At 71.8% G+C, this 15522-nt stretch carries 11 protein-coding genes and 1 tRNA gene; 2 read left to right on the top strand and 10 right to left on the bottom strand.

Annotation, left to right across the window (positions count from 1 at the left end):
• Nucleotides 1-127: 127 nt before the first annotated feature.
• Complete coding sequence (locus AC07BF_RS32905) at nt 128-1099, bottom strand: sigma-70 family RNA polymerase sigma factor (RefSeq protein WP_363585362.1); 972 nt, start codon at nt 1097-1099, stop codon at nt 128-130.
• Between the two features lie 441 nt (nt 1100-1540).
• Here AC07BF_RS32905 and AC07BF_RS32900 point away from each other — a divergent pair, with 441 nt between their 5' ends.
• Entirely contained in the window at nt 1541-2353 is an 813-nt protein-coding gene (locus tag AC07BF_RS32900) for a phosphatase PAP2 family protein (RefSeq protein WP_363585363.1), read from the top strand.
• Between the two features lie 73 nt (nt 2354-2426).
• Entirely contained in the window at nt 2427-3299 is an 873-nt protein-coding gene (locus AC07BF_RS32895; protein ID WP_478334318.1) for a carbon-nitrogen hydrolase family protein, read from the top strand.
• Between the two features lie 76 nt (nt 3300-3375).
• On the opposite strand, the gene AC07BF_RS32890 is transcribed toward AC07BF_RS32895, so the two are convergent.
• The 9 genes from AC07BF_RS32890 to AC07BF_RS32850 all read right to left on the bottom strand — a co-directional run bounded on the left by AC07BF_RS32890 (nt 3376) and on the right by AC07BF_RS32850 (nt 15284).
• A complete protein-coding gene (locus AC07BF_RS32890; RefSeq protein ID WP_478334317.1) occupies nt 3376-5859 on the bottom strand; it encodes an ABC transporter permease in 2484 nt (827 codons plus the stop codon).
• Between the two features lie 243 nt (nt 5860-6102).
• Nucleotides 6103-6178, bottom strand: a tRNA-Arg gene (locus AC07BF_RS32885).
• Nucleotides 6179-6383: 205 nt separating this feature from the next.
• Nucleotides 6384-7460, bottom strand: a complete 1077-nt coding sequence (locus tag AC07BF_RS32880) for a hypothetical protein (RefSeq protein WP_478334316.1) — start codon at nt 7458-7460, stop codon at nt 6384-6386.
• 480 nt (nt 7461-7940) lie between these two features.
• Nucleotides 7941-8591, bottom strand: a complete 651-nt coding sequence (locus tag AC07BF_RS32875; protein ID WP_478334315.1) for a hypothetical protein — start codon at nt 8589-8591, stop codon at nt 7941-7943.
• Nucleotides 8584-9840: a hypothetical protein gene (locus AC07BF_RS32870; protein WP_478334314.1), complete on the bottom strand. Its 1257-nt coding sequence runs from the start codon at nt 9838-9840 to the stop codon at nt 8584-8586. The genes AC07BF_RS32875 and AC07BF_RS32870 overlap by 8 nt, the downstream gene beginning before the upstream one ends.
• Nucleotides 9840-10526: an ATP-binding cassette domain-containing protein gene (locus tag AC07BF_RS32865; protein WP_478334313.1), complete on the bottom strand. Its 687-nt coding sequence runs from the start codon at nt 10524-10526 to the stop codon at nt 9840-9842. Before AC07BF_RS32865 ends, AC07BF_RS32870 begins: the two co-directional genes overlap by 1 nt.
• A gap of 176 nt (nt 10527-10702) precedes the next feature.
• A complete protein-coding gene (locus tag AC07BF_RS32860; protein ID WP_478334312.1) occupies nt 10703-11053 on the bottom strand; it encodes a hypothetical protein in 351 nt (116 codons plus the stop codon).
• A gap of 1344 nt (nt 11054-12397) precedes the next feature.
• Nucleotides 12398-13690, bottom strand: coding sequence for a transglycosylase family protein (locus tag AC07BF_RS32855; RefSeq protein WP_400988707.1), 1293 nt, complete (start codon nt 13688-13690; stop codon nt 12398-12400).
• 148 nt (nt 13691-13838) lie between these two features.
• On the bottom strand, nt 13839-15284 hold the full coding sequence (locus AC07BF_RS32850) for a hypothetical protein (RefSeq protein WP_478334311.1): 1446 nt from the start codon (nt 15282-15284) through the stop codon (nt 13839-13841).
• Between the last annotated feature and the right edge of the window lie 238 nt (nt 15285-15522).

Here is a 15522-nt window from a genome sequence, read left to right as displayed (position 1 = left end):
CCCCCCCCCCCCCCCCCCCCCCCCCCCCCCCCCCCCCCCCCCCCCCCCCCCCCCCCCCCCCCCCCCCCCCCCCCCCCCCCCCCCCCCCCCGGGGCGGGATGGAGCCGCAGGCAGTTGGCTCGGGTTCTCAGGCGGCCTCGAAGCCCGCGTGGTCGGCGATCTTCTTCAGCTCGGCCAGCGCGTGCTTCTCGATCTGGCGGATCCGCTCGCGGGTGAGGCCGTGCTGCTTGCCCACCTCGGTGAGGGTGCGCTCGCGGCCGTCCTCCATCCCGTAGCGGGAGCGGATGATCGAGGCCGTGCGGTCGTCCAGCCGCCCGATCAGGCCGTCCAACTCCTCGCGGCGGAGCATCACCATCACGGCGTCCTCGGGGGACGTCGCCCCGGTGTCCTCGACCAGGTCGCCGAACTGGGTCTCGCCCTCGTCGTCGACCGCCATGTTGAGGCTGACCGGGTCGCGGGCCCAGTCCAGCACGTCCTTGATCCGGGCCTCGGTGGTGTCCAGCTCGGCCGCGATCTCGGCCGGCTCGGCCTCGCGGCCCAGCTCCTTCGACTTCTCCCGCTGCACCCGCCGGATCCGCCCCAGCTCCTCGACCAGGTGCACGGGCAGCCGGATGGTGCGGGACTGGTCGGCGATCGACCGGGTGATCGCCTGCCGGATCCACCAGGTGGCGTAGGTGGAGAACTTGAAGCCCTTGGCGTAGTCGAACTTCTCGACGGCGCGCACCAAGCCGGCGTTGCCCTCCTGGATGAGGTCCAGCAGCGGAAGGCCACTGCGCGGGTACCGGCGGGCGACCGCCACCACGAGCCGGAGGTTGGAGCGGATGAAGACGTCCTTGGCGCGCTCGGCGTCCTCGGCTATCGCCTCCAGTTCCTCGCGCTTCACGCCCTCGGGGAACACGCCCTCCTCCAGCAGGTGCTGGGCGTACACGCCGGCCTCGATCCGCAGTGAGAGCTCGACCTCCTCGGCGGCATCGAGCAGGGGTGTCCTGGCGATCTCGTCGAGGTACATACCGACCAGGTCGCGGTCGGCCTCAAGGTTGGTCGGGCGGGCCGCGCGAGTCCGGTCGGCCCTGTCGCGAACGACGGCACGGGTGGCCATGCTTGCTCCCTTTGCTGGAATTGCCGAGGTCTGCCTGCCTGCCCCCCGAGAGGGCAAGAAGTGCGGGCCCCGCCGGGGCTCACACGTAACGATCCAACGAACAGAATCCGGACAACATTCCCAAGTCACTCAGATTCTTCCCCGCGATGCAGTACCCTGCTGGTTTTCACCCCGGCCATGGACACCCGGTGACCGGACGAACACCTTCGGTGTCGTTTCCACTACCGCTTCCGAACGCTTCCGTCACGCCCCGCACACGCGCCCGCCGCCCCACCGGCCGCCATACAGGGTGAAACCCCCGAACGGGCACGCGCGTTCCCGCGCGCCCCCGCCTTCCGCCGGCGCCCGCTCCCCGGCGCACGCAGGTTCTCCCCACAAACGATGCCGAATCGCTATCACCCGTGGTCCTGATCGCCCCGGGACACTGGGAAGGTGTCAGCCATGCACCTGACCAACAGCTCGACCGCCGTCACTGCGCGTCACCGCCGCCTCTTGCGGGATTCGGCGCTCGCGGTGGTCTGTGCCGCGCTGTTCGGCCTCCTGGCCGCCCTGGTGACCCGACACTGGCATCCGCTGGAACAGCTCGACCAGAGCTGGATCGGCGAACTGCACACCTTCGCCCGGCGGCACCGGATCTGGACCGCCTCGGTGCAGACGCTCTCCGACATCGGCGGCACGGTCACGATGCGCACCCTGCTCGGCATCGCGGCCGTCTGGCTGTGGCTGATCGGCGCCCGGGTCCTGGCCGGCTGGGTGGCCGCCCAGACCCTGGTCGGCTGGGGCGGCCAGTGGGCGCTGAAGCTGGCCGTCGACCGCCAACGGCCCTCCTTCGCCGACCCGGTCTCGCACGCCGGCGGCCCGGCCTTCCCCTCCGGGCACGCCATGGCCTCGGCGATCACCTGCGCGGTGCTGGTCGGCCTGGTCTGGTACCGGGTCCGTCGACGCGGGCGGATCGCCGCCTGCGCGGTGGCGGCGGCGACGGTGCTGACCATCGGCTGGACCAGGATCGCCCTCGGGGTCCACTGGCCGAGCGACGTGGTCGCCGGCTGGCTGGCCGCCGGATTCGTGCTGGGCGCCGTGACGGCCGTCGTCGAACTCTGGCGACCGGGCGCGCTCGCCCGCGACGTACGGCGGGTCAACTGGCGTACCCGGCCGAGGGTCCAGCGGATCACCGTGCCGTCGGTCCGGTCGCCGCGCGGCACCGACCCGCTGGGCGACGCCGCCACCGACCACCCGGACGGGGCCGTCCACTGAGGCCGTCGGCATCCACGCGCGGCCGTCCGAAGCCGTCCGGGGCTGCCCGAAGCCGTCCGCTAGCGTGACGGCCATGTCCCACGACCCGGTCCCCACCGCCGCCGTCCGTCACCCCGAGCGCCCGCTGCGGATCGCCACCGTCCAGGCCCAGGCCGTGGCCGGTGACATACCCGCCAACGCCACCCAGGCCGCCGAGTTGATCCGCGAGGCCGCCGCGGCCGGCGCCCGCCTGGTGCTGTTCGCCGAGAAGTTCCTCTCCGGCTACGAGCCCGAGCTGATCCGCACCGACCCGCTCAAGTACGCCGTCCAGCCCGGCGATCCGCGCCTCGCGCCGATCGCCGAGGCCTGCCGCGAGACCGGCACCGCCGCGATCGTCGGCGCCGCCGCGCAGGTGGGCGACGAGCTGCGGGTCTCCGCCTTCGTCCTCGGCCCGGACGGCGGCCTCGTCACCCGCTACGACAAGCAGCACCTGTTCAAGACCGAACGCGACTACTACCGCCCCGGGGCGGCCGGTTGCACCCTGGAGCTGGACGGCTGGCGGCTCGGCCTCGGCGTCTGCTACGACTCGGGCTTCCCCGAGCACGCCCGCGCCGCCGCACTCGACGGCTGCCACGCCTACCTGGTCGGCGCGCTGTTCAGCGTGGGCCACGGCCACCACGAGTCCCGCACCTGGTTCCCCGCCCGCGCGCTCGACAACACCCTCTACACGGTGCTCGCCAACCACATCGGCCACACCGGCGGTTGGCACACCTGCGGCGGCAGCGCGGTGTGGGCCCCGGACGGCCGGCTGCTCGCCGAGGCCGGCGAGGACCGGCGCGAACTGGTGGTCGTCGACCTCGACCCGGCCGTCCTGCGCGCCACCCGGGAGACCGAGACCATGCTCGCCGACCTGGCCGTCGCCGGCGCCCGCCCGGCCGCCCCGCGCGCCCTCTTCACCCTGGCCTGAGCCGGTCGACCTCCGTGCCCGGCCGCTCCGGGCAGGCGGGGTGGCCCGGCCGCTCCGAGCCGGGTGCGCTGGCCGGTCAGGCGGTCCGCATCGCGTCCACCACGGTCATCCGGCCGACCCGACGGGCTGGCAGGACGGCGGCGGCGAGCCCGGTCAGGACGGTCAGCCCGAGCGCGGCCAGCACCAGCACCACCGGCGGGCCGCCGACCGTCCCCACCGTGGAGGTGAGCGAACGCGCGGCCGCCCAGCCGTAGCCGACGCCCAGTCCGGTGCCGACCAACGCCCCGGCCAGCGACAGCAGCACCGCCTCCAGGGTGAGCATCCGGCGCAGCTGCCGCCGGGACATCCCGATGGCGCGCAGCATGCCGATCTCGCGGGCGCGTTCGCTGACGCTGAGCATCAGGGTGGCCGCGACGCCGAGCCCGGCGATGGCGACCGAGAAGGACAGCAGGGCCATGCTGACGGTCGTCATCCGGTCCAGCAGCAGCCGCAGCGTCTCCACCTGCGCGCCGGTGTCGGTGACGGCCACCTCCGGGTGGTCGGCGAGCGCCCGGTCCAGCGCCCGGCGGGCGGTCGACCGGTCCTCGCCCGCGCCCGGGCTGATCCAGACCGTGGTGACGGCCGCGCCGGGGGCGAGCCGGTCCAGGGTCGCGGGGGTCACCAGCAGCGTCGCACCGGTCTGCAGGGTGAACGGCAGGCTGCTGCGTCCGGGTTCGACCCGCAGGTCGGTGCCGAGCCCGCCCGCCGGACCCCCAACCCGGCGCACCCCGCCGCCGCCGAGACCGCTCAGCGCGGCGCCGTCGGCGAGCGCCCCGGCCTGGTCGACGCCGTCCGCCGAGGGGTTGAGCCGGGCCAGGTCGGCGGCCGCGACCAGGGTGGGCCGGCCGTCGAGTTCGACGGTGGCCGAGCGGACCGGCGTGACGGCGAGCCCGCGCTGCGCACCGAGCGCGGTGACCGCCCCGGCGGGCAGCGCGCCGCCCCCGGTGACGACCGCCGAGAAGACCCCGGGCTGGCGCGCGGACACCGCCGGCACCAGGGACTTGGAGGTGATCTCCAGCGCGGTGACCGCGCCGACCATCACGGTCACGCCGAGCAGCAGCGCCGAGCCGGTCGCCCCGGTGCGGCCCGGGTTGAGCCGCAGCTGCTGGGTGGCGAGCCGCCCGGCCGTCCCACCGAGCCGCCGGGCCGGGCCGCCCAGCACGCCGACGACGGCGGGCAGCAGCCGGTCGGCGAGCCGCAGCACGCCGAAGAAGCTGACGATCGCGCCGACGGTGACCGCGAGCAGCGACAGCGGCGGCGGGGCCACCGCGCCGGCCACCAGCAGCGCCGTCCCCGCGCACAGCAGCACCGCCGTCCACACCGCCGCCCGGGCCTTGGCCGCCCCGCCGACCGGCCCGTGCGTGCCGCCGAGCGCGGCCACCGGCGGCACCGCCGCCGCGGCCTTCGCCGGGCCGCGGACGGCCAGCAGGGTGAGCAGCACGCCGAACAGCCCGGCCAGCGCGCAGGTCAGCGGGGCCGGCGCCAGCGAGAGGTGCACCGGGCCGAGGTCGAGCGTGCCGACGACCACCGTCCCCGCCGCGCACAGGCCGACCCCCAGCAGCACGCCCGCCGCCGAGGCTCCCGTCCCGAGCAGCAGCCCCTGGCGGCGGATCAGCCGGCGCAGCTGCCGCCGGTCGGCGCCCACGCAGCGCAGCAGGGCGAGTTGGCGGGTCCGCTGGGCCAGCACCACCGTGAAGGTGTTGCCGACCACCATCCGCGCCACCGCGAGCGCGATCAGCACGAAGGAGAGCGCGGCGATCAGCACCACCCCGTAGAGGGTCCGGCTCTGCCGGGTCGCCTCGGTGACGGAGGCGTCTCGGGTGCGCACCTCGACGCCGTCGCCGAGGACGGCGCGCAGCGCCTCGACGGTCCGGGCCCGCGAGGCGTCCGGCCGGACCCGGACGTCCAGCTGGGCGGTGGTGACGCCGGTCGCGTACTGGGCGACCGCACCGGCCGGGACGCCGACGATCGGGCGCCCGGCGAGGCTGGGCGCGCCCCGGCCGTCCAGGACGCCCGCCAGCCGGGCGGTGGCGGCGGAGCCGTCGGCCCGGGCCAGCCGCACCTCGGCCCCGGGGGCGGCGTCGAGCCGGTGCGCGGTGTCGGCGTCGAGCAGCACCTCGCCGGGCCCGGCCGGCCAGTGGCCGCCGGTGAGCAACTGCCAGCGCAGCGCCGGGTCGTCGGCGACCGCGCTGACCGCGGCGGTCTGGTCAAGCGGGCGCCCGTCGGCCGTCAGCACCGATCCCTTGCCGACCAGTCGCGGCGCCACCCCGGCCACCCCGGCCGTCCGCCGGGCCCGCTCGGCGGCGGCGTCCAGCCCACCGCCGGCGGCGGTCCTGGTCACCTGCACGTCGCCGGGCCCGACCTCGGCGGCCGCGGTCTGGCTGAAGGAGTCCACCAGCGCCCCGCTGCCGCTGACCGAGGCGATCAGGAAGGCCACCCCCAGCGCGATCGCGGCCCCGCTCAGGAGCAGCTGCCGCAGTTGCCCGCGCAGCTCGGCCACGGTGTATCGGTACGTCGTCATCGCTCCCCGGCTCGTCCGCCCTGACCAGGCACGACGCACTGGCAGGGGCCTCACCGAGCCTAGGGTCCGCACCCGCCCCGGCCCGTCAGCACGAGGTCTCCTCGATGATCACTCCGAGGACGGACGGCCGACCGCGCCCCCTCCTCCCCGAGAGGTACGCCGCCCCCGACCCGGCCCGGCCCCGGAAACGCCGTAGGCCCCCCGCCCTGGTGGGCGGGGGGCCTACGGCGACACACGCGTCTCTGGTGCCCCAGGCAGGATTCGAACCTGCGACACCGGCTTTAGGAGAGCCGTGCTCTATCCCCTGAGCTACTGAGGCGGGGCTTGTCTGAAACCTTGCACGGAACTCGCTGAGCGAGTCGGGTGCGTGGACCTCGGACAAGGCGGTGAGCGTCGTATCGGCGGGGCCTTGCGCACACCCCGGTGGGGGTAGTGAGGCGCCCGCCTGGACGCTCGATCCACAGAGTACCGGATCGGGGGTCTGGCGGGCGTGGAGGTTGTGGGACTGGCCGGTCCGGGATTGGTCAGGTGGTGAGCCGGAGTCCGCTGCGGGTGGTGTGGAGGGCTCGGCTGGTGGAGTTCTGGGCGAGGACGAAGCCGAGGGTGAGGAGGCGTTGGGCACAGACGCCGTAGGAGATGAGGCGGCGGTTTCCAGAGTGATGCGTCGAGTTGGGCGTTTCCGGATTCGGAGTCGTTGCGGCCCCCGTAGAGGGCTTGGTGGGTGAGGGTGGCGTCGGGTATCTGTGGAAGCCGCGTTCCTGGTCGCTCTGGCCGGGTGGGCGTTCGCCGGTGCGGGTGATGGTGGCGACGGGGACGCGGTACTCGTGGGGGCCTGTGCGGCAGGGGATGCGCAGGAGGTGGTACCAGCGGTGGGTGCGGGTGCCGCGGTGTTCGAGTTTGGTGATGGGGACGGGGACGAGCTGGGTGGTGCCGTCGGCGTAGTGGGTCTTCTCGTGGATGCGGCCCTGGCTGGCCCAGAGTTCGTGGGTGCAGCGGCCGGGTGCGAGGGATTCGTAGTAGACGGGTGCGTTGCCCTTGTGCTGCTTGTTGACGACCAGGCCGCCGGCGCGGGCGATGGTGTCGCGGTGGATGCCGCGCAGTGCTCCGTCGTATAGCAGGCCCATGCAACCGGGGGCTTGGGCCATGAGGTCAGTGGTGACCTCGACGGCGATGGCGGACTCACCTCCGGGGTGGAGGTGGGCGAGGGGGTGGTAGGCCGCCCACAGGCTCTCGGCGTGGTCGGCGAGGCGGTGCTGGGCATAGAGCCATTGAGCCCGGGTGGGGCCGGTTGCGGGCAGGCGGTCGGCTTCGTCGTGGCCGAGGTGGTGGGCGACGCCCTCGCGGAAGATGGCCCATACCTCGGGGTCCTGGAGGTGGCCGGCGGCGTTGCGGGCGGAGTTGAGGACGCTGCGGGCGGCGATGAAGTAGAGGTAGGCGTAGTCGGGGTGGCGCGCGGGGCGTCCGACCGGTCCGGGTGCGGGCAGGGTGGCGGCAAGGCGGCAGAGGTCCGGGTTGTGCGCGCAGTCGTGCAGGCGCTGGGGCACGGTGCGCAGGTCGCTGTCCTTGAAGCGGCGTTTGGACAAGGCAACAGCACGGCTCACTCGGCCAATATCAGCGCCCGATCTGCGAGCAGCCACCGAGACGGGGTAGCCAAGCGAAGCCTTGAAAAGCTGTCAGAGAACTCAAGGCAGCCCCCGTAGCACCGCACTGCGGGAGGCCCCCCTCCATGCCCGGCCGATCGGAGGATCACCCGACCGAGTCGGCTGTTCGAAGTCACGATCACCAAGCTCGACAGAGCAACGGCCAGTCGGCCCAAGAGCGCCCGAGTGGGAGTTCCCACCCCCTGATGACCAGCAGCGGCGGTGACCGCCCGCACCATCGGCACCCTGCAGTACTGCTCCGCCGGCGTCGGCAAGGACGCGGCGGACAGGTCCGGCAAGGGCGTCATCATCAGGAGCCGCACGACATCACGCCCACGCCCAGCCGTTCGGCGTGGCTCACCTCGTCGACGTCCTGCATCTCCTGAAATGGCGGCGATCCGACATCGGGACACCAACCGGCGTGCCGGGCTCCGGCCCTGTTCAGCCGCCCTGCCGGAATCCTCGGACTCGTCCGGCGAGTGCGGCAGTTCGCCACGAGGTCGCCGCCATCGCGCACGCGGCGATCAGCATGCTCACCCCGGCCAGTGCCCAGCACGGCCAGCTCGTCGCCTCCTGCTGGGTCCAGTCCCACCAGCGATCACCGCCGTTCTCGTCCTCGGCCAGATAGGTCAGCGGAAACAGGGTGATGACCGGCAGGATCCAGGAGAGCAACCATCCGAAGAGCCGCCCCGACAGCACAGCCAGGCCGACCCATATGACAGCAGCGCGGGAAAGGACCACGGCCACTTCCGGAGTGGAGACGAACAGCTCCGTAACGCCGGTGAGTACGACCACGAGTGCCGCCACCGCGGCAGTGTGAAGCAGCTCAGAACGCTTCAGCCAGTACGATCCGGCCGCTTCCATGTCTGCCATGGCACTGTGCCGACTGCTGACAGCGATAACGGCCGATGTCAGGGGGAGGTAGCTGCGGAGCGGGATCGAGACCGTCCCGCTGGGGCCGCCGGATGGAAGCACCGCTACCAGGGATCCCACTACCGCGCTGGTGGTGCAGGTGGCGAGGAGACCGAGGCAGACCACCTCTAGACGGTGCAGTCGCAGATATCGCCAGATCATGTCGAAACGCTCAGCCACAGTCGGTGTTCCGAACGGTGGAAAGGCGGTCGCGAACCCACGCCGTCTGTGTGGGCTCCGGCTGCGTGGCGACCACAGCAACTGCGGCCCGATCCACTCCGGGGGGGCCACCCCGGACGCTCGCCGGCTGCCCGCCTCCTGTCATACGGACGCTGAGCCACGTCGAGAGCTCAAACGCGGCGGTGTAGTACTTCTGCGCCGCAGCGGGCGACCTGGGCTGACAGCCGCGCGGAAGAGTCTCCGTGATGATGTTGATCGAAATGCTTTCGGCCGCTTCCCACATCGACCCCTCTCCGATGTAGAAGTCCTCGAGCTGCTGGCCCGGACGCAGTCCCCGCTCGTAGAACACCGGGGGCACGACGAACAGGCCGGCGGGCAGGGCGGCAAGGTTCCTGGCCATCGCGTCCGCCTGGGACGTGTACTTCCGGTCCTCGGGCCACAGGCAGATACGGGGCTGGGTGTCCGAGCAGGTGGCAGCCTTCGGTGGTGTCCTGGGTGACGTGAGCGGCCCTGCGGCGGCGACGGCGAAACCGGCGACCATTACGGCCAGCAATGTACCGAGAACCTGCAGTGCCCGCGGCGCCCTCCGCTTCTGCCGGAAGCCCGGGACCGAGGACCTGGATACCATCACCGCGGCGGACGCCACCGCCAGGCTGAGGAGAATCCGAAGCAGGATGGGCACGACCTGCACGGACAGGAAAGGCTCTCCGACCAGGGCGAAGAACCCGCTGCCCGAGCCGAGCAGGGTGATCGCGGCCAGGCACCCCACCCCGGTCAGAACCGGCGCGAGGATCTGTGACCGCGCCCACGATCCGACCAGGTGCCCGATCGCACTGCAGATGACCAGCAGGCTCAGCCCCAGCAGGAGATACCCAGGCCACAGAAAACCCGGTCCAGCAGAGGGGAAACTCACTGACGCCGCTACAACCGCACCGACCAGATAGACCAGGATCCCGTAGCAGAGGGTTGCCGCCAGTTGCACGCACTCCGCCTGCCAACGCGGACGCGCGGAAGCACCCAGCTGGTCAACGAGCCCGTGCCTGGAAGTGCGGCCCACCGTCCAGGCGGATACCGCTGCCAGCGCGGGCCCGAAGTAGAACGCCGGGATCTGAGCCGCGACACTCGCCTGCGGCCACTCGCCGATCCACCAACGGGCTCGGCCGAAGAGAACCGCCAGATCCACCACCACCAGGAACGGGAACCACCAACGAAGCGGCGAACGACGAACTTCCAACCAGAAAGCGCCCATCAGGCAGCCGCCCCCCGGCCGTTGAGGACGTGCATGTAGCCGCGCTCCAGCGGACTGTCGCCGACTGCCTCCGGAGCGGCCTGGCTGATCAACTCGGTGGGCGACCCACGGAAGACGAACCGGCCGTCGGCCAGGACCGCGACCACGTCGCAGATCGCAGCCACGTCCTCGACCAGGTGGGTGCTCAGGATCACCGCCATGCCCTCCAGGCTGCGGATCATCTGGCGGAAGTCGAGTCGCTGCGCCGGATCCAAACCGACGGTGGGTTCGTCGAGAAGCAGCAGCTTGGGAGAGCCCACCAGGGCCGACGCGATTCCGGCGCGACGGAGCATCCCGCCGGAGAGTGACTTCATCTTCGTCCCGGCGCGATCCGCGAGCCCGACGGCCTCGATGGCCTGCAGGGACGCCGAACGGGCCTCACGGGACGGGACTTCTCGAAGCCACGCGCAGTAGCGCACGAAATCGTAGACCGAGTGGGCCGGGTAGTAGCCGAACTCCTGCGGCAGGTAGCCGATGTTCCGACGTGCTGCCCGTGCGGTCCGCTCGGACGTGATCTGCTGCCCGCAGATCTCCAGGGTTCCCTCCGCAGGAGGGACAATGGTCGCGAGCGTGCGGAGCAGTGTCGTCTTACCCGCCCCGTTCGGCCCCAGGAGACCGAGGACCCCGGCATTGACTTGGAGGTCCATCCCCGCTAGCACCCGCTTCCGGCTGTATCCCTGACCCAGCCCGGATGCCTTCACTACGGCCTGCACGTGTCGCCTCTCATCGGTCCAGGCCGGGTACCGGCGTCGACGGGACGCCGGCACCCGGCCACAGGCGGCATGCAAGGCATGCCACGATCACTCAGAACCTCTGCCCGAACTCAGCCCTGGTAGTCGATGTTAGAGTAGTCGATCTTCCAAGTGCAGTTCAGCTGGCCCCAGTTGGAGACAGTGGAGCCCTGCGAGATGCTGAGGTACGCATACTTGTCGACCTCGACGTTGCATGCGGCGAAGTGCTCGAACGTGCCGCCCTTCTCGACGTTGTAGCAGTGCCCGCTGCTTCCCGTGTTACCCCACGTGGAGTAGCATCCGAGCACGTTGCCGCTCGTGCCGGACGACGCCTGCGCGGCCGGCATGAAAGCGAGAAGCGCGAGCGCTGAAACGCCTGCGACGGCGGCCGCCTTGGGCGCGACGGAGCGGACCCGTGCTATGGGGTTGCTGAACTTCGCCATGTGTTTCTTCCTTTTCCCTTAGGAGCGTGGCGAGGACGAGGCTCCGGCGTTCCAGCGTCGGAGCCTCGATCTGTTTGCAGCCGCGTCAGGCATGGCCTAACTGACCGTGCGGTTGATCCTCCAGGGCAGATGGCCGAAGCACAAAGACCTTATTTTTACAAGGAAGTAACAGATGATCACGGAAGGTGACCCATCGAGGGCACCTCTGTCCGTCTTTGCTCGGGCAAACCACAGCGCACTCGACACGGCAGACCATCGTTCGCCTACACATAGAGTGAGCAGCTTGCGGTAGGAATGGCGAGAACCTGCCCATGAGACCAATGAATCAAGCCATCCCGCACGCTTCGTATCGAGTGGAACACCAGGGCGACATCGTCCAGAAGACCTGTCCATGCTGGTGCCGAGTCAGGTGGTCGACGGGGTCCGGAGTTCAACCACCGGGGAGATGGCAGTGTCCATCAGGCCGGCGCCACGATCTCCAGCGCCCTGAACACTGCGGCCCGCACCCGGCGACCGGCCGACAATCCCTCGCGTCGTCGCCACGCTGGGGCGGCGTGCTGCGGCTGCGCGGGCGAGCCCGCCCGAAGGCTCCTCAGTCACCCCAACACTCACTGGTCGTCGAGGGTGATCACACCGCCCGCCGCCGCGGGCCCGGCCGGCACCCCCGGCCGCCGACAGTCAACGTCGGGATCCCTGCCGCATCTCTGCTCGTGATCTTCACCGAGCGCTCCAGCACCTCCCGGAGCGCCGGGCGGTACGAATGCCCGGCGCCACGGCGAAACGCAGCGGCCCACCACCGCGAGTCCCCGAGTTCGAACCGGAGGGGAACTCGCCCGTCACATGTCAAGGCAGCGACGAGGCGCTCACGGGAGGCAAGACAACAACACGGATCACCCGCACAAAATCAACGCGGGACCTGCGAGCAGCCACCGAGACGGGGCACCCGAGCGAAGCCTTGAGAAGCCGCCAGAGAACTCAAGGCAGCCCTCCGGCAGCCGAACCCTCCACCCTCCGGCCGACCTGGGAACAATCACCAGGCGTTCCCATGTGAGCACTCAGGCGTTCTCGCGCCCTGCGCACATGCGCACCTGACCTGCGACGAACGAGTTTCCTGCAAGCCCCACTGAGGCGAGGATCCGCCGGGGAGCGACTGCATCCCGTAAGCGGATCCGGGGGCGGCCGGCCCGAGGGCAAGCCGCTACCGGCTCAGTGTAGCGGGTCGGGCGGCGCCCGGGCGGCGGCTTCGCGATCTTGCCGAGAACGGGGCCGGACGTGCCGCCCTCCGGGCTCCGACGGGGCGTCGGGGCGGGCGGTGACGGCTGCCCGCCGGGCCGGGGGCGGTGCTCAGCTGCGGGAAACGACCATCTGGGCGCTGCCGTCCGGCAGGCCGGCGACGGCGACCTTCTGCCCGCCGAAGGAGGTGCTCCACCAGCCCTGCCAACTGCCCGAGGCGTAGCGGGCGTTGTGGTAGACGACGCCGTCGTTGCCCACGGCGATCAGCTGGGCGTCGCCGTTCGGCATGCCGGTGATCGCGAAGCTCCCGGACTGGAAGCTCGCCGCGCCGGCGTATCCGTCGACCACGTTCCAGTCCTGCCAGGAGCCGCTCGCGTAGCGGGCGCTGTGGTAGATCTTCCCGTCGCTGCCGGTCGCCAGCAGTTGGGTGTCACCGTTCGGCATTCCGGCGATCGCGACGTCCTTCGCCTGGAAGGTCGCGGCGCCGACGCCCGCGACGGCGTTCCAGCCCTGCCAGGCGCCGTTCGCGGAACGGACGTTGTGGTAGACGTTGCCGTCGTTGCCGGTGATCAGCACCTGCATGCTGCCGTCCGGCAGTCCTGCGGCCGCGATCTTCTGCGCGCCCCAGTCTCCGATCGGCAGCCAGCCCTGCCAGGCGCCCGAGGCGTAGCGGGCGTTGTGGTAGATCTTCCCGTCCTTGCCGATCGCCATCACCTGGGTGTCGCCGTTCGGCATTCCGGCGATCGCCTCGGCCCGGGCCGCGAACCGCGCCGACCCGGCGTAGCCGTCCAGCGGCGCCCAGCCCGTCCAGGATCCGTTCGGGTAGCGCGCCGTGTGGTACAGGTTGCCGTCGGCACCGGTGGCCAGCGTCTGGGTCGAGCCGTCCGGGGTCGCCGCGATGGCGTCCTGCGAGCCGTTGAAGAAGGCCGAGCCGGCGTAGCCGTCCAGCGGGCTGAAGGACGTCCAGTTGCCGTCCACCAGGCGCGTGGCGTGGAAGAGGTCGCCGGCCTTGCTCACCGGCGCGGTCGGCGACGGGTACGGGTTGGCGTGGTCGGTGCTCAGACCGCCGTTGCACTTCGCCGCCCAGGCCCCGGCGCCCTGGCCGGCAAGGATCCGCTCCGCCGTCAGGATCTGCTGCTGCTTGGTGGCCTGGTGGGGCATCGGCGCGTACTGGGTGCCGCCGTACGCCTCCCAGGTGCTCTTCGTGATCTGCAGGCCCCCGTAGTACGGCCAGCCGGCCTTGTAGTAGCTCCAGTCGCCGCTGCTCTCGCACTGCGCCACCCGGTCCCAGGTGGCCACCGAGGCCGCCTGGGCCGAGCCGGCGGCCACCGTGGACAGGCTCAGGGCGGCGAGGGCGGTGAACGTGAGGAGGGCTGCGCGGGGTCGGCGGGAGGCGCGGGACATCGTGACCTCTTCTCGGAGGGGCGGTACGGCTCGCGCGGGTCGGAGCCGGGGGCGAGCGGCGAGACGGCAGGAGAGCGGCGGCGAGGGGGCCGGCCCACCGCGGCGGGGCGGCGGTGGGCCGGCGGGTGGAACCGGCGGGCGGGGACGGTCAGTTGTAGGTGCCGCCGATGGAGACGGCGTAGTGGTTGCCGCTCACGCCGTTCAGCTGGATCGGGGCCGCCGGGTCCCAGCTGCCGGAGCCGTCGCGGATGGTGTGCATGATCCGGTCGTCGTTGGTGATGAAGACGGCCTGGAACTCGCCGTCGATGTTGGCGGCGCTGACCCGGTTGGCGGTGAACGAGCCGATCACGGGGGCGAGCTCGGCGAACGGCTGCCACGTGCCGTTGCCGTAGCGGGCGCCGTGGAACTGCTGGCCGTTGTTGTTCACCACGACGATCTGCGCGTCGGATCCGGTGCCGGCGACTGCCACGTCCTGGGCGGGGCCGACGTTCCCGGCGGCGTCGTAGACGTTGCCCCAGGCCGACCAGGAGCCGCTGACGGCGCGGATGGCGTGGTAGACCGTGCCGCCCGAGACCGTCACGACCTGGAGTTCGCCGTTGACGCTCGCGGCCGAGGCGCTGGTCACGGCGCCGCCCGCCGGGGTGATGTCGCCGAACGGCAGCCAGGTGCCGTTCGCGAGCCGGGCGGTGTGGAAGAGCTTGCCGTCGGCTACGGCGACGACGTGCAGGTCGCCGCCGATCGAGACCGCGGAGACCTTGGTGACGTTGCCCAGCCTGTTGGTCTGCGGGCCGATGTCGGTGAAGCGGTCCCAGCTGCCGCCGGAGTGACGGATGGTGTGGTAGATGTTCCCGTCGCCGCCGACGGCGAGCAGGTGGGTGTCGCCGTTGATGCCGGCGTCCGCGATGGACTGGACGCCGCCGATGTCGCCCGCGACGCTCTCCACGTTCCCGAAGCCGGTCCAGCTCCCGTTGGAGGAACGGGTGGTGTGGAAGACGTTGCCGCCACCGTTCACCACGACCTGGGCGCCCCAGCCCACGGCCCCCTGCTTCGGCGGCAGCGGGGTGCTGTCGACGGTCTTGTCGTAGCGGAAGGGCTTGAAGCCGCCGCTGATCAGGGAGCTGCGCGAGTAGTTGATCTTGCGGGCGGTCAGGCCCGGCCGCGGCTCCTCGTAGACCACGGCGGTGTTGTGGCTGCCGTCGGTCCAGCCGGCGAACAGCACGACGTGCGTGCTGATGTTGTCGATCATGTCGCCGGGCTGCAGGTCGTCGAGGCTGCCGAGCTGGGTGGAGATGTCGTCGAGGGTGGAGGTGACCCGGCTGGAGCCGAGGTGCCAGGCCATCGAGACCAGGCCGGAGCAGTCCTGCCGGTAGGAGCCGTTGCTGTCGCTGTGCCAGAGGCTCTGGCTGTACGGCACCGCCTGGTCGACCCAGTTCTGGGCCCGGGCGATGATCTCGGAGCGGCTGATCGGGCCGTTGACGGACGAGGTGCCGACGGCCTGTGCCGGTGCGGTCAGCGACACGGTGGAGACGACCGCGCCGAGCGCGAGGGCCCCGGCGAGGGCGACGTTGGCGAGCTTCGAACGGTTGGCGGACATGGCGGACCTCCGGACGTGGTGGACGGGGTTGGCGGCTGGGCCCGGCTTCGAGGTGCTCGGGGCCCGACGGTGACGGGCGGCTCACGCGGCGCGCGGATTCCGGTCGGCTGCCCTGCGGGAGCAGCCGGCCTGGCGGCGGTTCGACGCGCTGGTTCGACGCGCTGGTGCGGGGCGCTGCGGGGTGCGGCGCTCGGCGAGGCCGGGGTACGGCGCTCGGATCGGCCTGCCTCGGGAGCGG

The sequence above is a fragment of the Kitasatospora sp. NPDC043950 genome (assembly GCF_056435345.1).
This window is presented reverse-complemented; position numbering and strand designations above follow the sequence as displayed.